Raw genomic sequence first — 25,473 nt, 5'->3', positions numbered from 1 at the left:
GCCGGCTCAGCCCCGCACGAGCCGGCGTCGGAGCAGGAGGAGCCCGACCCCGAGGGTCAGCAGCGCGGAACCGATCAGGCCGTACGCGAGGCCGGCCGTACCGGTGCGGGGCAGTTCCGCCGCGCCGGGGGTGGACGTGGCCGGAGCTGTGGTCGGGTCTGCCGTGGTCGGGCCTGCCGTCGGCGTGGCGGTGGCACCGCCGCCGGATCCACCGGCCGTCAGGCGGAGCGTCACCGAGGTGTCCCTGTTCGTGTACCGGTTGGTGGGGGCGAGCCAGAGTCGCACGGTCTTCGTGCCGCCGGTGACCGCCACCCGCACGTCGAAGCCGTCCGTGGCGCCGTCCGGCAGCGTACGGCCCCGCAGGATCTCGCAACCCACACCGTTCATCCGGCCGCTGTCGGTACATGCCGGCATGGTCACCCGTACCCCGGCCGGGGTGGCGACGTTCAACGAGTAGCCGCCGACGTCGAACGAGCCGGTGTTCGTGACCCGTACCCGGATGGTCGCCACGCCGCCCACGACCGGGTCGGCGGTGGCCCGCAGCCGCAGCGACGTGCGGTCCGGCCAGTTGAGCCGGAAGTCGTAGGGTTGATCGGTGCGGCCAGCGGCGTCCCGGCCGGCGACGGAGCCCCAGGCGATCACTCCGAAGACCGGCTCCGCCGCCGATGAGGTCACCCGCAACCGGTACGTCCGGTCACCACCGGCCGGCAGTTCCGCGCCGCCGCAGAGCCAGGTCCTCGCCGCGCCACCGAGGACCCGGCAGTCCCCGCCCGAGGTCAGGGCGACATCCTGCGGCAGGCGGAGCACGAAGTAACCCTTCGCCGCCGCGGCACCCCGGTTCACGACCGTGACCTCGAGAGGACCCGACGGGTGCCACGGTTCGCCGCCGAGGAAGACGATCTCGCCCCGCGCCAGGATCGTCGGCGCCGCCGACCCGGCGGTCGTGCTCGGCGCAACGGTCGGCGTCGGCGTGGGGGCCGCCCCGGCGACGGCCGGAGCGGCGAGGGCGGACAGGGCGAGCATGGCGGCGGCGAGGATGCCGGACCGGAGCAGGTGCATCATGACGACTCCCGAGGGGGTTGCGGTGGGTGACGGCGATATCACATCCGTTCCGCACTCTCGGTTGCGTACTGTCGGATGTCGCTCAATCGCGCGTCGCCTGCAACCGTTGGACCCCGTAGGCGTGTCAGGGCAGCCCGTCGACCGCCTCGGCGTAGGCGACGCCGGTGGCGATGGCGGCGTCCACCAGCACCCTGAGCTGTGCCGGGGCCACCCCGTGCGCCAGGCTCGTGGCCACGTCGCCGGCCAGCACCAGCTCCGTACCGAGCTCGTGCGCGTACGCCTTGGGTAGCAGTCGGTCATGGTTCCAGGCGTTGCAGAAGGCGTACGCCTCGGAGCGGCGGTCGGCCGGCAGCCGGCGGGCGGCCATGACCCGGGCGTGCAGCACCTCGCCGCGTTCGCCGGCCCTGCGGAACTGGATCACCACGGCGCCCCACCGACCGACCACCGTGCCGTCCTCCTCCACCAGGTACTGGTCACCCCGCCGATCGAGCACCCTGGTGATCAGGTCGATGGTGAGTGCCGCGAGGTCCTGGTCGTCGACGGGCTCGTGGTCGGAGGGCTCGTGGTCGGTCGGCTCGTCGTCGGAGGGCTCGTCGTCGGCGGGTTCGAAGGCGGCGGGCAGCGGCACCGGTGCCGCGAGCGGACGCTCGGCCAGCCAGGCGGCCATCCGGCCGGAGTGGTGACCGGTGCCGTTGCGGGCGTCGAAACTGCCCGCCAGCTCGCTGGCCGTGGCGAGCAGCTGTGCGCCGAGAGTGGCCACGTCCAGCTCGGCGGCCGGCCGCTCGCCGTACGCCGGGCGGGGCACCGTGCGGCCACCCAGCCCGGTCTCGGCGGCCAGCGCACAGACCAGCGCTCCGGCGGCGGCGAACTCCATTGCGGCGAGGTCGTCGGTGGCCCGGTCCAGGCGGGGCAGCTGCTCGGTCAGGATGACCAGCCCGCGTTCCAAATGCCCGCCCAGTGCACAGAACCGCAGGTGTGTGGCGAGGTGCGGAAAGGCCGTACGTTCGCGCCGGTGCCGCCGGTACGCCCGCACGTGCGCCGCCGCGGCGCGCTCCGGCTCGCCGGCGTGCAGCGTGGGCAGCAGCCCGGCGATCAGTGCGCGTTCGGGCTGGTCGGCGCAGTCCTGCGGCGCACCGGTCAGCTCGGTCAGCGCCGCCCGCCACTCGCCCCAGCCGGCGAGCAGTTCGGCGCGTCGGGCCGGGGCACAGCCCGGGCAGCCGCCGGTCGGCCCGGGAAGCGTGCCCGCCCACCGCTGGTACCAGTCGCGTGCCGTGGGCTCGTCGCCGAGGTGATCGGCGATCCGGCAGCGCAGCTCCGCGACCGTCGGCGCGTCGGGCCCGTCCGCTGCGAGCCGGTGGGCCAGATCGTCCAGCAGGGACCGGGTCTGGTCCAGCCCGATCCGAGGGGTGCCGAGCAGGGCCTCCACCGCGTACCGCTGCAGGCGCAGCAGCAGTCGGGCCTCGGCGTCGGTGAGCAGCTCGGGCCGGTAGTCGGCGGCGGCCCGGCACCGGCGCACCGGCTCGACCAGCCGCCACCGTTCGCCGAGCAGGTACGCCTCGATCAGCGCCAGCCGCGCGTCCAGGGCGGACCGGAGGTCCCCGGCCGCGTCGGCCCGCTCGGCGAGCCGTTCCAGGGCCACCAGTCGGCCCGGCCCGTCGGGTAGGTCCCGGGCATCGGCGAGCGCGGTCACCAGGGCCGGTACGCGGTACACGGCCGACCGGTCAGCCGGGCCGGCCTGGGGCGCGTCGGGGTCGTCCGTCCGGTGGGTGCGGCTGCCCGTGAACTCGTCCCGTCCGGTCACGCCGGCACCGCGCCGGGCAGACGACCGACCGCCACGGCGAGTTGACAGCCGGCCGAGATTCCACAGTCGAGGAGCTGGTCGAGCTGGTGCGGTGTCACCCCACGCTCCAGGTCGGTGATCACCTCGCCGTAGACGCGGGCCCGGCCGTTGTCGTCGACGTGCACGAACGCCTTCGGCCAGAGCCGGTCGTGGTTCCAGGAGTTGCAGAAGGCGTAGAGGGCGGGCACCTGCTCGATTCCGAAGGTGGGCGCGACCATGGTGCGGACCTGGAGCAACTCGCCGTCCCCGCCGACGCGCAGGAACCAGATCAGGTTGTCGTCGAAGCGGCCCACCAGGTCGCCGTCCACGGACCAGCCGACCGAGCGACCGCGGGCGGCGAGCACCGCGGCGACCAGCTCTCCGGTCAGCGGGCGCAAGCTGTCCGGGTGCCCGGCCAGGGGATCGTCCGGACCGTCCTCGAATCCCGGCGACGCCATCGGGCATCCCTTCTGAGGCGGATATCACGACCGGCGGTGGTGTCCGTGCTGCGACGCGCGGACACGACCCGGAAAAGCGGGGATCTGCGCGTCCCCACCGTTACCGTGACTCTATGGCGGGCCGTACCTCTCAGGCGAGCCGGCGGCGCGGCGCGTCGCCGCGCGGTGGCACCAACAGCCGTGCCCGCCAACCGGCGAAGAAGACCCGGGCGCCGGTCCGGCGCCGTACCACGCCCGCCCGGCCGGGGCCGGCCGTCTACGTCGGCCGCGCGGTCGGTGCACTGTGGATGGGTCTGGCGCACGGCATGGGCTGGGCGGTGCGGGCCGCCGGTCGGCAGGCCGCCTCCGCCCGCGACCTCGACCCCGAGCACCGCCGCGACGGCGCCGGGTTGCTCCTGTTCGGGCTCGCCCTGCTCAGCGCCGTCGCGCTCTGGTTCTCCGGGGCCGGTCCGGTGGGTGCGCGGCTGGCCGACTCGGTCCGGCTGTTCCTGGGTGCGATCTCCGTGGTGGTGCCGGTGCTGCTGATGATCGGCGCCTGGCGACTGATGCGCCAGCCGGCCGATCCCGAGCACCGGGGTCGCGGATTGATCGGCTGGAGCTCGCTGCTGGTGTCCACCGCCGCGCTGCTGCAGATCGGCCAGGACCCGGTCGGCCCGGTGCAACGTGACTTCGCCGGCGGCCTGGTCGGCGCGGGCATCGGTGGGCTGCTGGAGCGGGCGGTCACCGCCTGGGTCGCGGTGCCGCTGCTGATCCTGCTGCTGTTGTTCGGCCTGCTCGTGGTGACCGCGACGCCGATCAACAAGATCCCCGAGCGACTGGGGCTGCTCGCCGGTGGGCTGGTCGCCCCGTCCGAGAGCACCGAGGAAGAACCGGACCAGGTGGCCACCCGGCCGGCGCGCAAGCGGCCGTCCAAGCGGATGCCGCCGCCGGTCGACCCGGACGACTTCGACGACGTGGACGGCGTCGACCTCCAGGAGACCCTGGTCCTGCCGCGCAAGTCTTCGGCGAAGGTGCCGGCGAGCCGCAGACCGGCCGAGCCACCGGAGCACTCGCCCGCACCGACCCGGGCCGAGCAACTCGCGTTGACCGGGCTGGCCGGCGACTACACCCTGCCACCGGCCAACATGCTCAGCGCCGGCGCCGCCGCGAAGACCCGCAGCAAGGCCAACGACGAGGTGATCGCCGCGCTGACCGGCGTGTTCGACCAGTTCGACGTGGACGCCGCGGTCACCGGCTTCACCCGCGGGCCGACGGTCACCCGCTACGAGGTCGAGTTGGGGCACGGCGTCAAGGTCGAACGGATCACCCAGCTCTCGCGCAACATCGCGTACGCCGTGAAGTCGCCGGACGTACGGATCCTCAGCCCGATCCCGGGCAAGAGCGCGGTCGGCGTGGAGATCCCCAACACCGACCCGGAGAACGTGGCACTCGGCGACGTACTGCGCTCACGGGTGGCGACCAGTGACCACCACCCGATGGTGGTGGCGCTCGGCAAGGACATCGAGGGTGGCTACGTGGTGGCCAACCTCGCGAAGATGCCTCACATTCTCATCGCCGGGGCCACCGGCGCCGGGAAATCCAGTTGCCTGAACACTCTTCTTGTCTCGATCCTGACCAGGGCCACCCCGGACGAGGTGCGGCTGCTGCTGATCGACCCGAAGCGCGTCGAGATGACCGGTTACGAGGGCATCCCGCACCTGGTCACCCCGATCGTGACCAACGCCAAGAAGGCTGCCGAGTCGCTGGACTGGGTCGTCCGCGAGATGGACATGCGCTACGACGACCTGGCCGCCAACGGGGTCCGGCACATCGACGACTTCAACCGCAAGGTGCGCAACGGCGAGATCAAGGCACCGCCCGGCAGCGAACGGGAGATGCGCCCGTACCCGTACCTGCTGGTGATAGTGGACGAGCTGGCCGACCTGATGATGGTCGCGCCGCGCGACGTCGAGGACTCGGTCGTCCGGATCACCCAGCTGGCCCGAGCGGCCGGAATCCACCTGGTGCTGGCCACGCAGCGTCCCTCGGTCGACGTGGTGACCGGCCTGATCAAGGCCAACGTGCCGTCCCGGCTCGCGTTCGCCACGTCCTCCCTCGCCGACTCACGGGTCATCCTCGACCAGCCGGGCGCGGAGAAGCTGCTCGGCCGCGGTGACGGGCTGTTCCTGCCGATGGGCGCGTCCAAGCCGGTACGGATCCAGGGCGCCTGGGTGACCGAGCGCGAGATCGCCGACGTGGTGAAGTTCTGCAAGAACCAGCGTGAGCCGGAGTTCCGCAAGGACGTGCTCGCCCCCGCGCAGGAGGCCCGGAAGAAGACCGACGAGGACATCGGCGACGACCTGGACCTGCTGGTGCAGGCGGTGGAGCTGGTGGTCACCTCGCAGTTCGGCTCCACCTCGATGCTCCAGCGCAAGCTGCGCGTCGGGTTCGCCAAGGCGGGCCGCTTGATGGACCTGATGGAGACCCGTGGCGTGGTCGGGCCGTCGGAGGGCTCCAAGGCGCGCGACGTGCTGGTCAAGCCGGACGAGCTGGAGGACGTCCTGGGCGGCCTGCGCGGCGACGGGGACTGACCGGCGCCGCTCGGACACGCCACGGGCCCGCCGGTATCCGACGGGCCCGAGACGCTGGGGGAGCGGCGAGGTCAGTTGTTGAGGAGGGCGGCGACGAGCACCGCGCCGATCACCGCGGCGACGGCGCTGGCCGCGGCGGCGTACCAGCCGAGCGGCTTGTCGCCGAGCACGGCGCCGACGATGCCCGCGATCACGCCGAGCACGCCGAAGATGACCGGGTTGAGCAGCAGGGCGAGGACCGCGAAGACGAAGCCCACGATGGTGAGGATCCGGGCGGCGTTGCTGCGGGGACGGGCGGTGCTGGGGACGTCGGCCATGTCTTCCTCCGGGTGAGAGCCTGTCGTGACGGATCGATCACTACCCACTGTGGGCGCTGGCCACGCCTGCCGACGTGGCACCTCGGTGGAGGATCTTCAGACCGCGCGGTGACGCTCGCCACCCGCGCGTTGACCTGCACCTCACTTCACCTTGCAGGATGGCGGTCATGACCCTGCTCTACGCCGACTCCGAGGTCGCCGCCGTGCTGGACGCCGCCACCACGGTCGACGCCATGCGTGCCGCCCTGCTGGCCGCGTACGGCGGGCGACTGGTCGCCCCGCCCCGGGCCGCCGCGCCGCTCGGCGGTGGTCGAATGGTGCTGACCGCCGGTCACCTTCTCGACGAGTGGTACGGATTCCGCTCCTACGACACCTTCGGTCATCCGCAGGGCGAGCAACTGGTGGTGTTGCACGACGCCCGGACCGGAGCGGTCCGGGCGGTTGCCGTCGGCGAGGAGTTGGGTTCCCGGCGGACCGGTGGGCTGGGTGGCGTCGCGGTGGACACGCTGGCCCGACCGGACGCGGCCACCCTCGGTGTGATCGGCTCCGGCCGGCAGGCGTGGACGCAGGTCTGGGCCGCCGCCGCGGTCCGCCGGTTGCGCGAGGTGGTGGTGCACAGCCGCTCGACGGCCCGGCGGGACGCCTTCGCCGCCCGGGTCCGCGCCGAGCTGGGCGTGCCGGCCCGCGCCGTGGCCGACTCCGCCGCGGCGGTGACCGGGCGGGACATGGTGGTGCTCGCCACCACCAGCCCCACGCCGGTGCTCCGCGCCGCCGACCTGAGCCCCGGCACGCACGTCAACGCGGTCGGATTCAAGCAGAGCGGTCGCAGCGAGTTCGGCACCGACCTGCTGGACGTGGCCGACCTGCTGGTCACCGACTCACCGGCCCAGGCGGCGGACTACGAGCCGCCCATGCTCGCCGCCGCACCTCCGTACACCGGGCGGTTGCGCGACCTGGGCGGCATCCTGGCCGGCGCGGTCCCCGGGAGGACCACCGCGGACCAGGTCTCCGTCTTCTGCTCCACCGGCCTGGCCGGCACCGAGGTCTTTCTGCTCGACCGGCTGACCCGGGTGGCCGCCGCGACGCGCTGAGCGGTTCGCGGACCACCGGCACCCGGCTGCCCGGCCCGCCCGCGTGCGCGGGCCCGCCCGGCCGGCCCGGTACCCTCGGATGGTGTCTGCCACCTCCTCTCCCGACAACTCCAGCGTCACGCGTCCGACGCCGCGCCGCGATCTGGAGCTGTCGCCCGCCGCCGAGGGCCGTCGCGTCGCCCTGCTCACCCTGGGCTGTGCCCGCAACGAGGTCGACTCGGAGGAGCTCGCCGCCCGGCTGCACGCCGACGGCTGGCAGGTGACCACCGACGGCGAGGGCGCCGACGTGGTGGTCGTGAACACGTGCGGCTTCGTGGAGAAGGCCAAGCAGGATTCGATCCAGACGCTGCTCGCCGCCGCGGGGACCGGCGCCAAGGTGGTCGCCGCCGGCTGCATGGCCGAGCGGTACGGTCGGGAGCTGGCCGACAGCCTGCCCGAGGCGCAGGCGGTGCTGAGCTTCGACGACTATCCGGACATCGCCGCCCGACTGGACGCGGTCGTCGCCGGGGAGCAGATTCCCGCGCACACCCCTCGCGACCGTCGGGAGCTGCTGCCGCTCACCCCGGTGAAGCGCCGCGACAGCGCGGTGTCGCTGCCCGGGCACGGCACCGTGACCCGCGCGACCGTCGACACCGACGAGCACACACCCGCCCACCTGCGTCAGGTGCTCCGCCGCCGACTGGACACCGGCCCGGTCGCCTCGCTGAAGCTGGCCAGCGGCTGCGACCGCCGCTGCGCCTTCTGTGCCATCCCCGCCTTCCGTGGGGCGTTCGTCTCGCGTACCCCCGACGAGCTGCTCGCCGAGGCGGAGTGGCTGGCCAAGACCGGTGTCCGGGAGCTGGTGCTGGTCAGCGAGAACTCCACCTCGTACGGCAAGGACCTGGGTGATCCCCGGGCGCTGGAGAAGTTGCTGCCGCAGCTGGCCGCGGTGACCGGCATCGTCCGGGTCCGGGTGAGTTACCTCCAGCCGGCCGAGACCCGGCCGGGGCTGGTGGACGCGATCGCCGGCACGCCGGGGGTGGCGCCGTACTTCGACCTGTCGTTCCAGCACTCCAGTGAGCCGGTGCTGCGTCGGATGCGGCGTTTCGGCTCCACCGACCGATTCCTGGAACTGCTGGCGAGTGCCCGCGCGCTGGCCCCGGACGCCGGAGCGCGGAGCAACTTCATCGTCGGTTTCCCCGGCGAGACCCGCGCCGACGTCGACGAGCTGGTCCGGTTCCTGAGCGAGGCCCGGCTCGACGCGATCGGCATGTTCGACTACAGCGACGAGGACGGCACCGAGGCCGCCGGGCTGCCCGGCAAGGTGTCGGCGGCGACGATCAAGCGGCGGTACGACCGGCTCAGCGCGCTCGCCGACGAGCTCTGCTCGCAGCGGGCCGAGGACCGGCTCGGCTCGGTCGTCGAGGTCCTGGTGGACTCGATCGCCGATGGCGTCGTGGAGGGCCGGGCCGCACACCAGGCGCCGGAGGTTGACGGCTCCACCACCCTGGTCGCTCCGGCCGAGGGCGGGGTCGACCTGACCGCGCTGCGTCCAGGTGACCTGGTGCGCGCCACGGTGACCGGCACCGAAGGGGTGGACCTGCTCGCCGAGCCGGATGAGATGATCTCGGCGGCGCCCGGCGCGGCACGGTGACTCCGGGCCCGAGCGGAGCGGGGGAACCAGGTGGTGCGGTGCCGGGAACGCCACGGCGGCCCGAGCGGGGTGAGGTGGTGACGGGGGCGACGGAGTCCACGCCCACCCGGGTGGTGCCGCGGGTGCCCGTGCTCAACGCGGCCAACGCGCTGACCGCACTGCGGCTGGTGCTGGTGCCGGTCTTCGGCGCCTCGGTGGTCGTGTCCGGGATGAGCCACGCCGGCTGGCGGATGGCGGCCTGCCTGATCTTCGCGGTGGCCTCCGCGACCGACCTGGTGGACGGCTGGATCGCCCGCCGGTTCGGGCTGGTGACCTCGGTCGGCAAGGTGGCCGACCCGATCGCCGACAAGGCGCTCACCGGCGCGGCCCTGGTGCTGCTCTCCTTCTACGACCGGCTGCCCTGGTGGGTGACCGCGCTGATCCTCGTCCGCGAGCTGGGCATCACGGCACTGCGGTTCTGGGTGATCCGGCACGGCGTGATCGCGGCCAGCCGTGGCGGCAAGATCAAGACTGCGCTCCAGATCCTGGCCATCGCCTGGTACCTCTGGCCGATGCCGGCCGCACTCGCCGCCGTCGGCCCCTGGATCATGGCCGCCGCCGTCCTGGTGACGGTCGTCACCGGCTTCGACTACGTAGCGCAGGCCCTGCGCCTGCGCCGCCCCCGCTGACCCCCCGCTGCCCCCCGCTGACCCCCCGCCCCGCCCGGCGCGTTGATCATGAGGTTGTTGTCGGCCGGATCGGCGTGTCGTGACAATAACCTCATGATCGACGGGGAGTTCGGCGCACGGTTAGGCGTGGGCGGGTCGGGAAGGACGTGTCTATGGAGCAGGAATCGGCCGGGAGCGCGGCGGCGGGGGTGGTGTACAGCCTGGTGCAGCGGCACGAGACGCTGGCGACTGCCGAGTCGCTCACCGGTGGGCTACTGGCCGCCTCGATCGTCGACGTCGCCGGAGCCAGCGCCATCTACCGGGGCGGGCTCGTGGTGTACGCCACCGACCTGAAGGCCGAACTCGCCGACGTGCCGGTCGATCTGCTGGCCGAGCGGGGGCCGGTCGACGCGGACGTGGCGGCGGCGCTCGCCGACGGCGGTAGACGCCGCTGCGGCGCGGACTGGGGGCTGGCCACCACCGGCGTTGCCGGTCCCGAACCGCAGGACGGCAAGCGGGTCGGCCTGGTCTACGTCGCGGTTGCCGGGCCGAACGGCGACAGGGTCCGTCGACTCGACCTGGCCGGTGGGCGGGAGCGCATCCGCGCCGCCGCGGTGGTCGAGGCGCTGCGGCTGCTCGGCGAGCAGATCCACGCCGCAGGCGTCTCGGAGACCGCAGGCGCCACGGACGCCGCGGACGGCGCGGGCGCCGCGGACGGGACCGCCCGGGGCGGGGCGGGCACGAGCGGTGCCGGCCAGCGATGAGCCGGTCCAGCGGAACCGACGGGCGGGGCGGGATGTCGGCGCGGCCCGCACCGGGTACGGTTGCGGGAAGACTCCGGCGCTCGGGGCCGGCGCGGCCCACCGCGACGGCTCACCCGACACCGGGTGAGAGGTATCCCTCAGGGGGAGGTGCGATGGTCCTGCTACGCCGGGTGATCGGTGACGCACTGCGGGCGCGCCGGCAGGGACAACAGCGCACGCTGCGCGAGGTGTCCACCGCCGCCAACGTGAGCCTCGGCTACCTCTCCGAGATCGAGCGGGGGCACAAGGAGCCGTCCAGCGAGCTGCTCGCCGCGATCTGCGACGCGCTCGGCGCCCGCCTGTCCGAGCTGCTCAGTGAGGTGAGCGACACCGTGGCGCTGGCCGAGCAGATGTCCGGGGTGCTGGTTCCCATGCAGGACGAGCAGGCCGAGAAGGCCCCCGTCGGCGCGGCGACCGCGGTGCGCAGGAGCACCAACCGGGGCGTACGCCAGGTCACCTCCGACGGCAAGGTCGCGGTTTCGGTCCGTCAGGACTCGCCGCTCAAGGCCACGCTACGCAGCACCCGGGTCCGTCCCAACGAGCGCGACCGGGACGTGGTCTGCGCGGCCTGAGGTCGCCCTTCGGGTGGACCGTGGGCGAGGTGGATCCAGCCGCGTAGGGTGGCCCGCAGAAGCTACCGGTGCTGATCGACCGCCCGGTACGGATGCCGTCCTGGCGTTCGGCTGGGACGATGAAGACTGGCCGGGTCGCGGCCGGTCCATCCGGCCCGACCGCGGTGGAGCGACGCTACTGAGGGGATACCGCGGACATGGCGAACCCGTTCGTCAAGGGCTGGAACTACCTGATGGCGCTGTTCGGTGCCAAGATCGACGAGCACGCCGATCCGAAGGTGCAGATCCAGCAGGCCATCGAGGATGCCCAGCGGCAGCACCAGGCGCTGGTCCAGCAGGCTGCCGCGGTGATCGGCAACCAGCGTCAGCTGGAGATGAAGCTGTCCCGGCAGATGACCGAGGTCGAGCGGCTGCAGGGTAACGCCCGGCAGGCCCTGGTGCTCTCCGACCAGGCCCGGGCCAAGGGCGACGAGGCCGAGGCCGGGCGATTCGAGCAGTCCGCGCAGACCCTGGCCACCCAGTTGGTCTCCGCCGAGCAGGCCACCGAGGACCTGAAGACCCTGCACGACCAGGCGCTGGGCGCCGCCGCGCAGGCCCGCCGCGCGGTGGAGAACAACTCGATGATCCTCCAGCAGAAGCTCGCCGAGCGCACCAAGCTGCTCAGCCAGCTGGAGCAGGCCAAGATGCAGGAGACGGTGGCTCGCTCGCTGGAGTCGATGTCGTCGCTGACCGCGCCCGGCACCACCCCGTCCCTGAACGAGGTTCGTGACCGTATCGAGCGGCGGTACGCCAACGCGATGGGCCGCGCGGAGCTGGCCGGCAACTCGGTCGAAGGCCGGATGCTGGAGATCCAGAAGGCGACCGTCGACTCGGCCGGCTCGGCGCGGCTGGAGCAGATCCGTTCCAGCATGGCCGGGGAGCAACTCGGCAGCGCGGCGCAGCGACCGGCCGTCACGCAGGCCGGCACGACGGGTGCGACTGGCGCGGCCAGTCCGGCCAGCGACCCGGCCGCCGCCGCCCGCCTGGACGAGCTCCGGGCCAGCATGGCCCGCGAACGGGGCACCGGCGACCCGACCGCCGCCGGCTGAACGAGGGCTCCGAGGGGGTCAGGATGGCAGACGAGCGGACACGGTATTTTCGCCGGCTGGGTCGGCTACGCCGGTCCGCCCGGCGGTGGAGCGTATTGGCCGGTGGGCTCGGCGGCGCCGCGGCGGTGCTGACTCCGTACGCCGGCCTCGGTCTGCCCGACGCGGCCTGGGCCGGCGCCGCGGGCAGTGCGGTGGCGCTGGCCGCCTGGCGCTGGATCGACCTGCGTGCGCTGGCCGCCCGCCCGGCCCCGCCTGCGCTGGCCCCGGCCGAGGCCGCGGCCCGGTCCCGGGCCCGCCTGGTCGCCGCCGTCGAGCGGTTGCCGGTCGGCCCCGGTGTGCTGGCCGAGGTACGCCGGGTCCGCAGCCGGGTCGCGCTGCGCGGCACCAGCGCCGGCCAGCAGTGGGCCCGACTGGACCGGGCCGCGCTCACCCTGGCCGGGATGGCCCCCCGGCTCACGGGGCTGGCCGAACCGGCGGTGGTGGAGGCCGCCGCGGCCGACCGTTCGCTGCGTGACCTGGCCGCCCGGGTGGCCAGCGTCGAACGGGCGCTGCGGCTGGCTCCGACCGACGCCCGACCGCCGCTGGCCGAGGCGCACGGCGCGCTGGCGGCCCAACTGGAGAGCGGGGTCGTGGCCTACGAACGGCTGGTGGTCGCCGCAGCCGGCTACCTGGCCGAGGACGCCCGACCGGAGACCGCCGACCCGGCCGCGACCCGGCTCACCGAGGCGACCGACCTGCTGCACGGGGTGGCCTCGGCGCTGGCCGAGCTGCGCGCCGTCGGCGCCCCACTGCGCGCACCCACCCGCTGACCCGCGCCACCGACCCGGGTCGACATCCCGCTAGTCAGGGGTGGTGACCGGGACCGGGCCGGTGTACGCCGAGCTGCCCACGACGTTGAACGACCGGATCCGGTAGTGGTAGGTCGCGCCCCGGGCAAGCCCGGTGTTGGTGAAGCCGCGACCCGTCACCGTGAAGGTGGCCACCTCGCGGGCGAACGCCGGGTCCAGTGCCCGCTGCACGATGAAACCCGACCCCGGGCCGGACAGGGTGCCGGCCGTCCAACCCAGGACCACCGTCGCGGTGTCCGGTGCCGGGGCGCTGGCGGTGACGCTCACCCCCGTCGGCGTGCCCGGCGCGGGTGGGGTGCTCACCGCGGCCACCGTCGACCAGGCCGAGGCGGCGCCCAGGTACGTGGTCCGGATCCGGTAGTAGTACGTGGTGTCCGGGGCGACCGTGACGTCCAGGTGGTTGTCGCCGACCCCGATCGCGGTGGTGCCGGGGCCACTGGTGAATGTCGGGTTGGTGGCCCGTTGCACGTCGATCCCGGTGGCGAAGGAACGGTTCGTCCAGCGCAGCGCCACCCGCAGCGGCGCGGCCGGCGGGATCGCCGCGATCGGTCCGCTCGGGGCGGCCAGGTGCACCGAGGCCGGCACGCTGTTCGACCAGGACGAGTAGCTGACGGCGTTCTCGGCCCGGATCCGGTAGTGGTAGGTGATTCCGGGGGTGACGGTCGCGTCGGTGTAGCGGGTGGCGGCGGCCGCGACGGTGATGGTGGTGACCTCGCCGGCGAAGGTCGCGTCGGAGGCCCGCTGCAGCAGGTGGCTGGTCGCCGGTGGGCGCCCGCCGTTGCCGGTCCAGGCCAACGCGATCGCGGGCAGCGCGGTGGCCGAGCCGGGCGCGGGGGTGGCGGTCAGCCCGGTCGGCGCCCTGGGCGACACCCGCAGCACCAACGGCCGGTTCATCCCCAGGTCGCGGTGGCCGGCGAGCTGGCTGTGCAGGCGGTACTCCCAGCCCAGGTTGACCAGCTGGTTGACCACCACCGCGGTTCGTCCGTCGGCCGGGCTGACCGGGGTCGACCCGGTCCGTGCCCCGGCCGGGCGGCCCGGGTCGAGCAGCCGGACGCTGTCGCCCAGCTTGAACGGCAGCGTCGGGGCGACCGGGCGCAGCGCCACCACCACGTCCTCCCGGGGGTTGACCCGGACGATCTCCTTCCAGCCCAGCTCCACGCCGTGCGGCGGGCGCAGCGCGCCGTCCCAACCGACCCGGTTGACCAGCTGCACGTCGCAGCCGCCGAAGCGCAGCGGCTCGGTCTGCCGGACGTTGCCACTGATCCGCCAGAGCTGGGTCCCGTCGGTGGGCGCGCCGACCGGTACGGCCGGGTCGGTGGCGAAGAGCACCTCGGTGACCGGGTCGGTCGGCCCGAGGGGCAGGGTCGCCGGGGTCAGCGGCCCGGCGTGCGGGTGCCCGACACCGAGCCGACCGGCCAACCGGCCATGGTCGGGCTCGAAGACCTGCTGCACGGCCTTGACCGCGATCGGCAGGGTCACCGGGCCGGCGCTGCCCGCCGGGGTGAAGGTCACCGCGCTGGCGTGCACCGGCACGGCGGTCTCCCGCGTCGTCCGGGTGCCGAACGCCCGGTCGTACGCCCGCTGCGGAACGATCGGCGGGCGCTGACTGGCCGCGTACGCCAGGGGCAGCCGGTCGCGCAGTCGGGCCAGGTCGTACGGCGGCGCGGGCGCTCCGGCCACCCGGAACTGCAGCAGGGTACGGGTGTTCGGGCCGTACCCCGGCTCGCTGGAGGGCGGGCCGCCCTCGGCGGTCCGGTCCGGCGCGTCGGTGTGCTGGTCGTAGCGCGCGTCGAAGCCGGGCAGCGGGGCCGGGGCGTCGTTGTAGAGGATCAGCGTGCTGCCCGGCGGTACGGCGGAGAAGTCGACAAGCACGTCGGCCCGCTCGCCCGGCGCGAGCAGCAGCGTGTGCCCGTCGACGTTCAGCACGGTCGGGTCGAGGCGGTCGTAGCGGTAGCCGATCGGCCGGTTCGGCAGCGCCACGGGTGCGGGCAGCAGCCCCGCCTCGTTGCCGATCTGGAGAAACTCCGGCCCGGCGGCGCGTGGGTCGGGCACCCCGCCGTCGCGCCCGTCAGTGGGCCAGCCGTCCGGCCGGTCCGCTGCCCGGACGGCGGGCACCATCGGCACCTCGCCGGCGTCGGCGTCGGCCAGGGCGCCGTCGGCGGCCCACATGGGTGCGTCGGAGCAGGCGCGGTAGAGCTGCAGGTTGAGGCTGCGGTCCAGGCAGGCGTTGAGAATCCGGAACCGGTACGCGCGTGGCCGCACCTCGAGGTACGGATAGGCGGCGCCATTGACCAGTGGCGTGTCGCCGAACGCCTCGGGCACCGCGGACGGGTGCGGCACTCCGGGGCGCAGTGGCGGCTCGTCCGGGGCACCGACCGGGTCGTGGTGGGGGTTCGGCACCGGGCCCGGACCGCTCGTCGGCGGTCCACCGGTGACCACGCCCGTCGCCGACCAGCCGTCCACCGGGTTACGCGACCAGGGGCCGTAGTCCCACCGGCCGGTGGGGTTGCCCCCGCCGGACCGGTACGGGTTCTGCCGGGTCTGGTAGACGTGCGGATGCCAGAGGCTGCCCCGGGCGCCCCAGCGTTCCCGGTCCCAGGTCGGGTCCTCGGCGGCCAGCTGGGTGTCGTCGGGCACGAACGTCTTGTCCTCGATGACCAGGGGCAGCTGGTCGGCTGGAAGCACCCCGTCGGCCACGAGCTGGTCCTCGGCCGGGTCGGTGAGCAGGTAGAGCGCGAGCTGCCCGCCGTAGACGGTGAGCCGGGCCAGGCCGAGGGTGTTGTCGTGCAACCACAGCAGTCGGCCGCTCTGGTCGTTCGGGTAGTAGAGGGTGGTGGCGCCGGCCCCGGGTGGCGGCATGTCGGGCACGGCAGTCAGACCCGGCCCGGTGGGGTACGGGGTGATCTCCCCGGCGGGGGTGATCCACTGCCCCGGGTTGCCGGCGCTGATCCAGCCGGTCTGCGCCCCGGCCAGGTGCAGCACCGCCCGGTTCTGCGGGTACGGCGCGGGGCCGTCCAGCGGGCCGGTGCCGGCGCCCTCGACGCTGTCGTCGACCGGTAGGAACAGTTCGCCGGCGCGACCGGTGGGGAGCTGGTTGATGAACTTCACCCGGACCGGCCGGCCGCGACGGGCGAGGATCATCGGACCGAGGTGCCAGGGCCGATCCGGAGGCGCCACCGTGTTGTGACCCGACGCGTCGGTGCCCAGGTTGAGCTGACGGTAGCCGCGCAGCCGGGTGGCCGGCAGGTCCCGGTGCAGCCGCTGGGCGTGCTCCTGCAGACCGATCTCGTAGTAGTCGCAGCCCGGGTAGCTGATCGTGTCGGGTGTCGCCACCGGCAGGTACCCGCCCAGGTCGGTGCGGGCCGGGTGACCCGGGATCGGCAGTGCGTCGACGAACTTCCGCAGCCCGGTGCCGGGCACCACGCGTCCGTCCGGATCGCGGGCCGGGCGGGGGCTGTGCGCGAAGTTCGGCACCGGGCCGAAGCCACGGGGCAGGACGGCCGGGTCCAGGCTGGCCGTCGGGGCGGCCTCGACGGCGGTACGCGCGGCCGGCACGGACACCGTCCGGCCGTTGGCGCCACCGGTGCTGCCGCGCGTGGCCCGTTCGAACAAGGTGGAGCGGAGTCTGCGGAACAACGCCATGACTTCCCCCGGGGTCGGGGCACGAAGGTCACCACCCCAACGTGGCGACCCGATCGGGCCTGGCACTCTGCTGACGATCGGTGAGCACTCAACCGCAGCATGCGACTCCGGCGGCCGGTTAGGAATTACCCAATCGTCCGTATCTGGGATGACCTCGATCTCCGGGTGGGTGGTCAACCGGGCGGCGGGGTGGCCGGTTGCTCCGGCTGGCACACCGGGCACCAGTAGGTGACCCGTTCGCCCAACTCCTCCTTGCGGATCGCGGTGCCGCAGCGGCGGCAGGGCTGGGCGCGGCGGCCGTACACGTAGCTGGTCTGCCCGCGGTGCAGCGAGCCGGTGCTGCTCTGCGTCCAGCGACCACGGTTGGCGGCGAGCAGCCGCTGCGCGAGGGCCACCATGCCGGGCAGGTCGGGCACCGCGCCCACCGGCACCCAGGGCGACACACCTCGCAGGAAGAGCACCTCACACTTGTAGAGGTTGCCCACCCCGGCGAGGTTGCGCTGGTCGAGCAGCGCCTCACCGATGGTCTGCTCCGGGTGGGTGCCGAGCCGGCGGACCGCCTCGGCCGCGTCCCAGTCCGGGCCGAGCAGGTCGGGGCCGAGATGACCGACCAGGCCGTCCTCCTCGGCGGTCGGCACCAGGGCCAGCTCGTGGAGGTGGTAGCCGACCGCGACCGCGCCAGCGCTGCGGAGCACCACCCGGATCAGGTGCGCCGGCCGGCCGCTCCAGCGTTCTCCCGGCGAGTACGCCCGCCAGGCGCCGTCCATCCGCAGGTGGGAGTGCAATGTCCAGTGCGGTCCGGCGGCGGCTCCGTGCGGCTCGCTCGGCGCGGTGAGACGGAGCAGGAGATGCTTGCCCCGGCTGGCGGACTCCCGCACGGTCCACCCGGTGAGGTCGGTGGTCGCCAGTTGCGGCACCCGGAAGTCACTCGCCGTGAGCCGCGCGCCAGCCAACGCCCGGTGCAGCACGCGGGCCGTGTTCCAGACAGTGTCGCCTTCGGGCATCCCGCCATTCTCCCTCTTTAGAGCAGGATTCGCATGTGTCGCTATTTGTACTCCGGTTCCTCATGATCTCCTGACATGCGAGGGTCAGGGGGTTCTGAGGAGAATGCCCATGACGCGACCTCGTTGTCGTACCCGATCCCTCGCCCTTGTCACCTTTCTCACCCTCGGGCTCACCGTCGCGCTCGTTCCCGCCACCACCCCGGTCCCCGCCACCTCCGCCGCCGGCACCCCGTTCACCCTGGCCGTCGGTCCGGCCGGCGAACGCTGGAACGCCGACCTGTCGGTCGTGGACCGCGACGACGTCAACGTCCGGCGTACCGCCGCCGGCCTCCGGATGCGCGAGGCCCGGGCCGCCGGGCGTAGCCCCCGCAGCGCGGTCGCCGAGGGGATGCTGCTGGTCGCGCCGCGCACCCTCACCCGGCCGGCCACCCGGGTACGCGCCGAGGTCACCGCCCGGGTGCCCGCCGGTGCCACCGTGGAGGCGCAGGTCCGGGGCTGGCGCACCAATGGTTGGAGCGAGTGGCGGGCCGCCACCGCCGGCGCGGTGTTCGACCAGCCGGTCAGCCGCGTGCAGACCCGGGTGGTGCTCACCGCGCGGGACGGTGGGGCCACCGCGACGGTACGCGGCGTCCACCTCACCGCCGACGCGGCCGCCGCCGTCTCCGCCGCCACGCCCGGCCGCACCTACCGGGTGTACGCCACCCGGATCGGCCTGGTCGGCGAGCTGACCGCCAACGGCCGCACCGTGCAGCCGCGCGACCACTTCGCGGCGCTACCGTCGCGGCGCAGCCTCTCCCCGCTCAACAGCGGCGACTACACCGTGCGGGTCTGCACCACCACCGGCTCCCGCTGCGAGTACGCCCCGGTCTGGGACGTCGGGCCGTGGAACACCCGCGACGACTACTGGAACCCCTCCGCCGTGCGGGAGAACTGGAAGACCCTGCCGCAGGGCCGGCCCGAGGCGCAGGCCGCGTACCAGTCCGGCTACAACGGTGGGCGCGACCAGTTCGGGCGGACCGTGCTCAACCCGGCCGGGGTCGACCTGGCCGACGGCACCTTCTCGGACGGCCTGAAGCTGACCACGAACGCCTGGGTGGACGTGGCCTACCTGTGGACCGGCGACGGGCCGCGCGGCGTGGTCGGCGACGGGCCACTCAACATCCGCAGCGGCGCCAACACGTCGTCCGCGATCCGTGGCCTCGCCGCCCGCTTCGCCAACGTGCCGATCCAGTGCTACGTCAACGGCCAGTCCGTTGCCGGCCCCTACCGCACCACCACCCGGTGGAACCGCCTGGCCAACGGGCAGTACGTCAGCCACGCGTACATCTCCGCCGTCTACGGAGGCGCGGTGCCGGTCTGCTGACCCGAGCCCGGCCCGTCGGACGCCTCTCAGGGGCGCTCGTCGGGGCGGGCCGGGCGCACCATGTCCTGGTAACGCGGGTGGCTGGCGCCGTAGACCGCGTAGTTGAGTCGAGCGTGCGACAGGCTGAGGTCGCCGTTGGGGCCGCCCCGGACGGCGTCGACGTCGGCGTCGGTCTGACCGTCGTCAGTCCAGAAGCAGACCGGGCACGTCCCGCCGCCGGTCCGGGAGGCGCAGCAGGGACAACCCACGGGAACCACGTGTTCACCCACCGGTGAAGCATTCCACAGTCGAATATCGACCGGCGACCCGCAGGAGGCTGCCCCGTTGGGCGAGCGCACCTCGAACCCGTTCACGTCCCCCGCCCGCCGCCGCGTCCGCCGCGCGGATCGGAGCGTACCCGCGTCGCCGGCTCGTTCGACGGCTGCCGGATATGGGACAAAGGCACTGACCAACCGGCCATTCCCGCCGCCGGGTGCCGTTGGGCAGACTGCCCTGGTGACACATCGGAGCCTGCCGGCCGTCGGGATACTGCTGGTCGCTGTCGCTCTCACCGCCGGCTGTGGCGGTGACGAGACCGACCGGCCGTCGGCCTCGTCCGCCTCGTCCGCGTCGGCTGTCCCGACTCCGGCGGCCACCGGTCTGCCGACCGGGCCGACGCCCCCGACGCCCTCGCCCAGCGCCGACAGCGCCGGTCGCTCGGCGGCTCCACCGGCCCCGCCCGTTCCGACTCCCGCCACGCCGCAGGGGCCGACCGAACGCCGAGCGGCCAGCCCGCCGCCGGTGGTGCTGCCCCAGCGGTCGGCCGGGGCGCCCGGCGCGAAGCAGGTGGTCGCCGCGTTCGTCGCCGCAGGACTGAAGGCCGCACACCCGAGGGATCGCGCGATCGACTGTGGACCGGACGGGCTAGGGCTGGGCTGTTCCGAGATCGTCGCCACCGACGGCGTCACGGTGTACGTGTTCCCCGACGAGATCAGCGCCAGCGACATCGCGGAGACCTGGAGCGGCCAGTCGTACCGGCGCGGCACGGTGGTGCTCAACTATCTGGACGCGAAGACGCCGGTCGTGGACCGCCCCCGCTACGAGAAGGTCCTCGCCAACCTTCGCTGAACGCCGAGCCTGTGGCATCGGCTGCCCGGGGCCTTAGGTCAGGTGAGCGTGATGCCGCTGAGGCATATTGATGCCTCAGCGGCATCAGCCTCAACCAGGTGCGGCACGCCGGGCGTCGGCAGCCAGCAGGTGGCCGGTCAGCCGCGCAGGCGTAGGCCGCGCGGGGTGGCCCGGAAGCCGGCGGCGGTCAGCGCGTCGCGAAGCGTCGAGGAGTGCACCGCCTCGCCGTCGGCGCGCTCGACCGACATCGCCCCCAACGCTCCGGAGTGGACGGCGTCGGCGAGCGCCTTGCCGGCCGCGGCGAGCGTGTCGGCGTCGTCGGTGAACGAGAGCAGCGTCCGGCCGCCGCGCTCCACGTAGAGGACCAGGTCGCCGCCGACCTGCACCACGAGGGCACCCGCCTTGCGGCCGGCCCGGTGCCCGGTCGCCGGTGCGGCCCCGTCGCCGGAGTCGACCACACGTTCCGGCCAGGGCAGCGCCGCGCCGTACGGGTTGGCCGGGTCGGTGGCGGCGAGCACCGTCGCCGGCGCGCCCCGACCCCGGGCGCCGTCGGCCGGCTCGGCCAGGGCGCGCAGCCGGTCCACCGCCCCGGGCACCGCGAACTGTGCCGCGCCCAGCCCCTCCACGAAGTAACCCCGGCGGGCCGCACCGCGCTCCTCCAGCGCCGACAGCACGGGGTAGACCGCGGAGAACCCGCCCACCACCTGCTCGGCCACGACAGCGCCACGGGTGACCACCCCGTGCCGCTCCAGCAGCACGTCGGCGAGGGCGGCGGCGCGCCGGGTCGGGTCGAGGTCGCGCTGCGGCAGTCGCGACCAGCGCCCGGCCACCGTCGGCGGGCCACCCCGGGTGGGCAGCGCCACCCGACCCGGCCGGCGGTAGCGGGTGCGCGGCGCGGACGGCCGGGAGCGGTGCGCCCCGCCGGCGCCCAGCACCGCCCGCAGCGGAGCGAGGGTGTCGTTGGTGAGGTGACCGGCCCAGACCAGGTCCCAGATGACACCGGTCAGCGCGGCGTCGTCCGTCGCGCCGACGCGGTCGGCCAACGGACGGAAGAACAGCGCCTGCCCGTCGCCGAGCGCGTCCAGGACGGCGTCGTGCAGCGGGGTCCGGGTCAGCGCCTCGTCGGGCGGCGCGAGCAGCAGTGGCGCGGCGTCGGCGTACGCCAGGGTGACCCACCCGTCGCCTCCGGAGATCGCCCCCGACCCGGCCCACAGCACCTCCCCGCTGGCGCACAGCTCGTCGAGCTGGGCGGGGGAGTAGTCGGCGACCCGGCCGGGCAGCACCAGCCGCTCCAGGGCGGACGCGGGCACCGCGGCGCCCTGCAACTGCTCCACCGTCGCGGCGAGCGCCTCCACGCCCCGCGCGGACGAGCCGACCTGCTGCCACCGGGGCAGGAACGTGGCCAACGCCCGGGGCGGCACCGGTTCGATCTCGCGTCGTAGCGCCGCGAGTGAGCGCCTGCGCAGCAGCCGCAGCACCTCGGCGTCGCACCACTGGGCGCCGGCGGAGTCCGGGGTGAACTCGCCGGAGACGACCCGCCCGGTGGCGCCGAGCCGACGCAGCGTCTGCTCCACCACGAACACCCCGAGCCCGAAGCGGGCCGCGCAGCTCGCCGCCGCGAACGGCCCGTGGGTGCGGGCGTAGCGGGCCACCAGGTCGCCGAGCGGGTCGGCCACCGGGGCGAGGTACGCCTCGGCCACACCGACCGGCAGCGCGACGCCGAGCGCGTCACGTAGCCGGGCGGCGTCCTCGATCCCCACCCAGCGTTGCTCGCCGGCGATCCGGACCGTGAGGACGCGACGGGCGGCCTCCAGCTCGGTCAGCCAGGTCTCCGGCGCGCCCCGCTCGGCCAGCTCCGCCGTGCTCAGGTCGCCGAGCACCCGCAGCAGCTCGACGACGTCCTCGGCGTCGCGTGGGCGGCGCTGCTCGGTCAGCCAGCGCAGCTGCCGCTCGCTCTCGGCGAGCACCGTCGGGTCGAGCAGCTCGCGCAGGTCGACCCGGCCGAGCAGCTCGCCGAGCAGCGTCGAGTCCAGGGCGAGGGCCGCCGCGCGCCGTTCGGCGAGCGGGGCGTCGCCCTCGTAGAGGAACGCCCCGACATAGCCGAAGAGCAGCGACCGGGCGAACGGGGACGGCTGGCTGGTCTCCACCTCGACCAGCCGGACCTTGCGGGCGGCCAGGTCACGCATCAGCCCGGCCAGCGCCGGTTGGTCGAAGACGTCCTGCAGGCACTCCCGGGCGGCCTCCAGGGTGACCGGGAAGTCGGCGTACTCACGGGCCACGTCGAGCAGTTGCGCGGCACGTTGCCGCTGCTGCCAGAGGGGCTGGCGGCGGCGCGGGTCGCGGCGGGGCAGCAGCAGTGACCGGGCGGCGCACTCCCGGAAGCGGGCGGCGAAGAGTGCGGAGGTGCCGACCGACTCCTCCACCAGCTGGGCGATCTCGTCGGGCTCGAAGACCACCACGTCGGCGCCGGGGGGCTCGTCGGCGGTGTCCGGCAGCCGCACCACGATGCCGTCGTCGGAGGGCATCACCTGGGCGTCCACCCCGTAGCGCTCGGCCAGCCGGCGGCCCACCGCGAGGGCCCACGGCCCGTTCACGCGCGCACCGAGGACGCTGTGCACGGCCATCCGCCAGTCGCCCAGCTCGTCGCGGAACCGCTCGACCACGATCGTCCGGTCGTCGGGCAGCGAACGGGTGGCTTCGCGCTGCTCGCGCAGGTACGCCATCAGGTTGGCGGCGGCCCAGTCGTCCAGCCCGCCGGCACGCAGCGCGGCCAGCGCCGCGTCGTCGGTCTGTCGCAGCAGGGCGCGCACCCGGGCGCCGATGGCACGGCCCAGCTCGACCGGCCGGCCCAGCTGGTCGCCCTTCCAGAATGGCATCCGGGCCGCCTGCCCCGGTGCCGGCGAGACCAGCACCCGGTCGGGGGTGATCTCCTCGATCCGCCAGGAGGAGGAGCCGAGCAGGAAGACGTCGCCGACCCGCGACTCGTAGACCATCTCCTCGTCCAGCTCGCCGACCCGGGCGGCGCGCTCGGCGCCGGCCAGGAAGACCCCGAACAGCCCCCGGTCGGGGATGGTGCCACCGCTGGTCACCGCGAGCCGCTGCGCGCCCGGTCGACCGGCGAGCACGTCGGTGGCCCGGTCCCAGACCAGCCGGGGGCGCAGTTCGGCGAACGCGGTGGACGGGTAGCGGCCGGAGAGCATGTCGAGCACGGCGTGCAGAGCGGAGTCGGGCAGCTCGGCGAAGGGCGCAGCCCGGCGGACGAGCACGGCCAGGTCGCCGAGCGGCCACGGCTCCAGCGCCACCATGGCGACGATCTGCTGGGCCAGCACGTCCAGGGGGTTGCGCGGGTAGTGCAGCTCCTCGATCGCGCCCTCGGTCATCCGTTCGGCGACGACCGCGCAGGAGAGCAGATCGCCGCGGTGCTTGGGAAAGACCACCCCACGGGAGACCGCGCCCACCTGGTGCCCGGCCCGGCCGACCCGTTGCAGGCCGGCGGCCACGCTCGGCGGCGCCTCGATCTGCACGACCAGGTCGACGGCGCCCATGTCGATGCCCAGCTCAAGGCTGGAGGTCGCCACCACCGCCGGGAGCTGGCCGGACTTGAGCGCCTCCTCGATGTTCTTGCGCTCCTCCCGGGAGACGCTGCCGTGGTGCGCGCGAGCGATGACCGGCGTCGCACCGGTGGCCGCCCCAGCCTGGGCCATCACCTCGGCCGGTGGCCGGGTGCGGACCGGACCCACCGGACCACCCCACCGCTGCGCCCCACCGGCCGGGTCGCCCGCCGGGTCGTCGTCGCCGGCCGGGTATCCGTCCCGGCCCGCCGGGTCGTCGCGGCCCGCCGGGTCGTCCGGGGACCACCCGTCCGGTACGCCCGCCGGGCGGCCGCCGCCCGGGGCGTCGGCCTGTGCGGTGACCACCTCCTCGGCGGCCAGCTCGTTGAGGCGGGCGCAGAGCCGTTCGGCGCTGCGTCGGGAGTTGGTGAAGACGATCGTGGAGCGGTGCGACCGGATCAGTGCGAAGACCCGCTCCTCCACGGCCGGCCAGATCGAGGCGCGGCGGGGCCCGGGACCGCCAAGGTCGTCCTCCGGCGGCTGCTCCTGCTCGGCGAGGCGCGTCATGTCCTCCACGGGGACCTGCACGCTGACCTCGATGGTCTTCGTCGTGGCCGGCTGCACGACGTCGACCGGTCGGGCGCCGCCGAGGAACCGGGCGCAGGCGTCGATCGGCCGGACGGTGGCGGAGAGGCCGATCCGCTGCGCGGGGGCGGGCAGCAACTCGTCGAGTCGTTCCAGCGAGAGGGCGAGATGGGCGCCGCGCTTGCTGCCGGCGACCGCGTGCACCTCGTCGACGATCACCGTCTGGACGCCCCGCAGTGAATCCCGGGCGGCGGAGGTGAGCAGCAGGAACAGCGACTCGGGCGTGGTGATGAGGATGTCCGGTGGGGTGCGGGCGAAGGCCCGGCGCTCGTCGGCCGGGGTGTCGCCGGTGCGCATGCCGACGGTGATGTCGGGCGGGGCGATGCCGAGCCGGGTCGCCGCCTGCCGGATGCCGGCCAGCGGGGCGCGCAGGTTGCGCTCCACGTCGACGGCGAGTGCCTTGAGCGGGCTGACGTAGAGCACCCGGCACCGCTGTCGGGCCTCGGCCGGAGCGGGCTCGCGGGCCAGCCGGTCCAGTGACCAGAGGAACGCGGCGAGCGTCTTGCCGGAGCCGGTGGGTGCCACGACGAGGGCGTTGCGGCCGGCGGCGACCGATCGCCAGGCCCCGGCCTGGGCGGCGGTGGGCGCGGCGAAGGCGGCGTCGAACCAGGCACGGGTGGCCGGGCCGAACCCGGCGAGCGCCGCGCCGGTGTCTGCGTCTGCGCCGGTCACCGGTCCATCGTGCCCCGCTGGTACGACAACGACGAACGCCCCGCCCTGGAAATGTGTCCCGCCGAATGTCAAAAGCACCGGATGCGCGCTTAATGCGTTAAGTCTCACTTAACTGCTTGCTTCTGAGGAGCAACATAAAGTAACTTCACTCGCAACGCGAACCGGGGTGGAGGGATCGGATGGCCGGCGAGCAGTGGAATGTCGAACCCGGCACCGACGTGCTGATCCGTAAGGTCGACAGCCATCTCGCCACGCTCCGCGGCGGTCTGCACGGCCCCGAGCTGGAGCTCGCCGAGCGCCTCGCCCACTGCCTGCGCGAGCTGGTCGTCTCGACCGCCCAGGCCAGCGCTGCCGACCGGGGCCAGGTCCGCGTCGCCGTGCACTACTTCGTCCTCCGTCGGGAGAGCCGTGGCCGGCTGCTCTCGGTGCGGTCGCTGTCCGCCGCGGAGCGCGTGGTCGACAAGGTCGCGCGCCAGCTCGGTCGCGTCGACCTGCTCGCCGAGCTGGCCAGCGGCCGCCCCGCCAGCGACGACGCGGTGCCCGTCGGGGACGCCCTGCTGCATTGACCGACGGCGACGTCG

Annotated in this window: 19 protein-coding genes; 11 read left to right on the top strand and 8 right to left on the bottom strand. The window is 74.2% G+C overall.

The window, feature by feature from the left end; all coding sequences use genetic code 11:
* Window positions 1-6 precede the first annotated feature (6 nt).
* The 3 genes from ACLJN9_RS19975 to ACLJN9_RS19965 all read right to left on the bottom strand — a co-directional run bounded on the left by ACLJN9_RS19975 (window position 7) and on the right by ACLJN9_RS19965 (window position 3,339).
* Window positions 7-1,062, bottom strand: a complete 1,056-nt coding sequence (locus ACLJN9_RS19975) for an LPXTG cell wall anchor domain-containing protein (RefSeq protein ID WP_410812974.1) — start codon at window positions 1,060-1,062, stop codon at window positions 7-9.
* A 124-nt stretch (window positions 1,063-1,186) separates the two neighbouring features.
* Complete coding sequence (locus tag ACLJN9_RS19970) at window positions 1,187-2,773, bottom strand: YbjN domain-containing protein (RefSeq protein WP_410813312.1); 1,587 nt, start codon at window positions 2,771-2,773, stop codon at window positions 1,187-1,189.
* Between the two features lie 86 nt (window positions 2,774-2,859).
* The gene (locus ACLJN9_RS19965) at window positions 2,860-3,339 is read right to left on the bottom strand and encodes a YbjN domain-containing protein (RefSeq protein WP_410812973.1); all 480 of its coding nucleotides are present in this window, start codon (window positions 3,337-3,339) and stop codon (window positions 2,860-2,862) included.
* Window positions 3,340-3,452: 113 nt separating this feature from the next.
* Here ACLJN9_RS19965 and ACLJN9_RS19960 point away from each other — a divergent pair, with 113 nt between their 5' ends.
* Window positions 3,453-5,909: a DNA translocase FtsK gene (locus ACLJN9_RS19960; RefSeq protein ID WP_410812972.1), complete on the top strand. Its 2,457-nt coding sequence runs from the start codon at window positions 3,453-3,455 to the stop codon at window positions 5,907-5,909.
* A gap of 71 nt (window positions 5,910-5,980) precedes the next feature.
* Here the strand turns inward: ACLJN9_RS19960 and ACLJN9_RS19955 are convergent, their stop codons facing one another.
* Window positions 5,981-6,226, bottom strand: a complete 246-nt coding sequence (locus ACLJN9_RS19955; protein ID WP_410812971.1) for a hypothetical protein — start codon at window positions 6,224-6,226, stop codon at window positions 5,981-5,983.
* A 167-nt stretch (window positions 6,227-6,393) separates the two neighbouring features.
* Between ACLJN9_RS19955 and ACLJN9_RS19950 the strand changes: the two genes are divergently transcribed.
* From ACLJN9_RS19950 to pspM, 7 genes are all read left to right on the top strand, one after another.
* A complete protein-coding gene (locus ACLJN9_RS19950; protein WP_410812970.1) occupies window positions 6,394-7,317 on the top strand; it encodes an ornithine cyclodeaminase family protein in 924 nt (307 codons plus the stop codon).
* A 79-nt stretch (window positions 7,318-7,396) separates the two neighbouring features.
* Complete coding sequence (gene rimO, locus ACLJN9_RS19945) at window positions 7,397-8,950, top strand: 30S ribosomal protein S12 methylthiotransferase RimO (RefSeq protein ID WP_410812969.1); 1,554 nt, start codon at window positions 7,397-7,399, stop codon at window positions 8,948-8,950.
* Between the two features lie 77 nt (window positions 8,951-9,027).
* A complete protein-coding gene (pgsA, locus tag ACLJN9_RS19940) occupies window positions 9,028-9,618 on the top strand; it encodes a CDP-diacylglycerol--glycerol-3-phosphate 3-phosphatidyltransferase (RefSeq protein WP_410812968.1) in 591 nt (196 codons plus the stop codon).
* Window positions 9,619-9,770: 152 nt separating this feature from the next.
* Window positions 9,771-10,361 (top strand): CinA family protein, encoded by a 591-nt coding sequence (locus ACLJN9_RS19935; RefSeq protein WP_410812967.1) that lies wholly within the window; start codon window positions 9,771-9,773, stop codon window positions 10,359-10,361.
* Window positions 10,362-10,513: 152 nt separating this feature from the next.
* On the top strand, window positions 10,514-10,972 hold the full coding sequence (locus ACLJN9_RS19930; RefSeq protein ID WP_410812966.1) for a helix-turn-helix domain-containing protein: 459 nt from the start codon (window positions 10,514-10,516) through the stop codon (window positions 10,970-10,972).
* Between the two features lie 197 nt (window positions 10,973-11,169).
* Entirely contained in the window at window positions 11,170-12,060 is an 891-nt protein-coding gene (locus ACLJN9_RS19925; protein WP_410812965.1) for a PspA/IM30 family protein, read from the top strand.
* 23 nt (window positions 12,061-12,083) lie between these two features.
* Window positions 12,084-12,869: a phage shock envelope stress response protein PspM gene (gene pspM, locus ACLJN9_RS19920; RefSeq protein WP_410812964.1), complete on the top strand. Its 786-nt coding sequence runs from the start codon at window positions 12,084-12,086 to the stop codon at window positions 12,867-12,869.
* A 30-nt stretch (window positions 12,870-12,899) separates the two neighbouring features.
* On the opposite strand, the gene ACLJN9_RS19915 is transcribed toward pspM, so the two are convergent.
* Window positions 12,900-16,550, bottom strand: coding sequence for a hypothetical protein (locus tag ACLJN9_RS19915; RefSeq protein ID WP_410812963.1), 3,651 nt, complete (start codon window positions 16,548-16,550; stop codon window positions 12,900-12,902).
* 173 nt (window positions 16,551-16,723) lie between these two features.
* Window positions 16,724-17,554: a DNA-formamidopyrimidine glycosylase family protein gene (locus ACLJN9_RS19910; RefSeq protein WP_410812962.1), complete on the bottom strand. Its 831-nt coding sequence runs from the start codon at window positions 17,552-17,554 to the stop codon at window positions 16,724-16,726.
* 109 nt (window positions 17,555-17,663) lie between these two features.
* Here ACLJN9_RS19910 and ACLJN9_RS19905 point away from each other — a divergent pair, with 109 nt between their 5' ends.
* Window positions 17,664-18,917: a hypothetical protein gene (locus ACLJN9_RS19905; protein ID WP_410812961.1), complete on the top strand. Its 1,254-nt coding sequence runs from the start codon at window positions 17,664-17,666 to the stop codon at window positions 18,915-18,917.
* 26 nt (window positions 18,918-18,943) lie between these two features.
* Here the strand turns inward: ACLJN9_RS19905 and ACLJN9_RS19900 are convergent, their stop codons facing one another.
* On the bottom strand, window positions 18,944-19,186 hold the full coding sequence (locus ACLJN9_RS19900) for a CPCC family cysteine-rich protein (protein WP_410812960.1): 243 nt from the start codon (window positions 19,184-19,186) through the stop codon (window positions 18,944-18,946).
* Window positions 19,187-19,412: 226 nt separating this feature from the next.
* Here ACLJN9_RS19900 and ACLJN9_RS19895 point away from each other — a divergent pair, with 226 nt between their 5' ends.
* Window positions 19,413-20,024 (top strand): hypothetical protein, encoded by a 612-nt coding sequence (locus ACLJN9_RS19895; RefSeq protein ID WP_410812958.1) that lies wholly within the window; start codon window positions 19,413-19,415, stop codon window positions 20,022-20,024.
* A gap of 137 nt (window positions 20,025-20,161) precedes the next feature.
* On the opposite strand, the gene ACLJN9_RS19890 is transcribed toward ACLJN9_RS19895, so the two are convergent.
* Complete coding sequence (locus ACLJN9_RS19890) at window positions 20,162-24,892, bottom strand: DEAD/DEAH box helicase (RefSeq protein WP_410812956.1); 4,731 nt, start codon at window positions 24,890-24,892, stop codon at window positions 20,162-20,164.
* A 179-nt stretch (window positions 24,893-25,071) separates the two neighbouring features.
* Between ACLJN9_RS19890 and ACLJN9_RS19885 the strand changes: the two genes are divergently transcribed.
* The gene (locus ACLJN9_RS19885; protein ID WP_410812954.1) at window positions 25,072-25,458 is read left to right on the top strand and encodes a hypothetical protein; all 387 of its coding nucleotides are present in this window, start codon (window positions 25,072-25,074) and stop codon (window positions 25,456-25,458) included.
* Window positions 25,459-25,473 lie beyond the last annotated feature (15 nt).

Source organism: Micromonospora sp. 067-2 (assembly GCF_046549295.1).
In the GTDB taxonomy this organism is placed as follows: Bacteria; Actinomycetota; Actinomycetes; order Mycobacteriales; family Micromonosporaceae; genus Micromonospora.
The sequence above is the reverse complement of the archived record's forward strand: the minus strand, read 5'-3'. Positions and strand labels throughout refer to the sequence as shown.

What these genes read in the sequence shown, in the direction of transcription:
- ACLJN9_RS19975 (WP_410812974.1), bottom strand. Translation starts at nt 1,062, where the DNA reads ATGATGCACCTGCTCCGGTCCGGCATCCTCGCCGCCGCCATGCTCGCC.
- ACLJN9_RS19965 (WP_410812973.1), bottom strand. Translation starts at nt 3,339, where the DNA reads ATGGCGTCGCCGGGATTCGAGGACGGTCCGGACGATCCCCTGGCCGGG.
- ACLJN9_RS19960 (WP_410812972.1), top strand. Translation starts at nt 3,453, where the DNA reads ATGGCGGGCCGTACCTCTCAGGCGAGCCGGCGGCGCGGCGCGTCGCCG.
- ACLJN9_RS19955 (WP_410812971.1), bottom strand. Translation starts at nt 6,226, where the DNA reads ATGGCCGACGTCCCCAGCACCGCCCGTCCCCGCAGCAACGCCGCCCGG.
- ACLJN9_RS19950 (WP_410812970.1), top strand. Translation starts at nt 6,394, where the DNA reads ATGACCCTGCTCTACGCCGACTCCGAGGTCGCCGCCGTGCTGGACGCC.
- rimO (WP_410812969.1), top strand. Translation starts at nt 7,397, where the DNA reads ATGGTGTCTGCCACCTCCTCTCCCGACAACTCCAGCGTCACGCGTCCG.
- ACLJN9_RS19935 (WP_410812967.1), top strand. Translation starts at nt 9,771, where the DNA reads ATGGAGCAGGAATCGGCCGGGAGCGCGGCGGCGGGGGTGGTGTACAGC.
- ACLJN9_RS19930 (WP_410812966.1), top strand. Translation starts at nt 10,514, where the DNA reads ATGGTCCTGCTACGCCGGGTGATCGGTGACGCACTGCGGGCGCGCCGG.
- ACLJN9_RS19925 (WP_410812965.1), top strand. Translation starts at nt 11,170, where the DNA reads ATGGCGAACCCGTTCGTCAAGGGCTGGAACTACCTGATGGCGCTGTTC.
- pspM (WP_410812964.1), top strand. Translation starts at nt 12,084, where the DNA reads ATGGCAGACGAGCGGACACGGTATTTTCGCCGGCTGGGTCGGCTACGC.
- ACLJN9_RS19915 (WP_410812963.1), bottom strand. Translation starts at nt 16,550, where the DNA reads ATGGCGTTGTTCCGCAGACTCCGCTCCACCTTGTTCGAACGGGCCACG.
- ACLJN9_RS19910 (WP_410812962.1), bottom strand. Translation starts at nt 17,554, where the DNA reads ATGCCCGAAGGCGACACTGTCTGGAACACGGCCCGCGTGCTGCACCGG.
- ACLJN9_RS19905 (WP_410812961.1), top strand. Translation starts at nt 17,664, where the DNA reads ATGACGCGACCTCGTTGTCGTACCCGATCCCTCGCCCTTGTCACCTTT.
- ACLJN9_RS19885 (WP_410812954.1), top strand. Translation starts at nt 25,072, where the DNA reads ATGGCCGGCGAGCAGTGGAATGTCGAACCCGGCACCGACGTGCTGATC.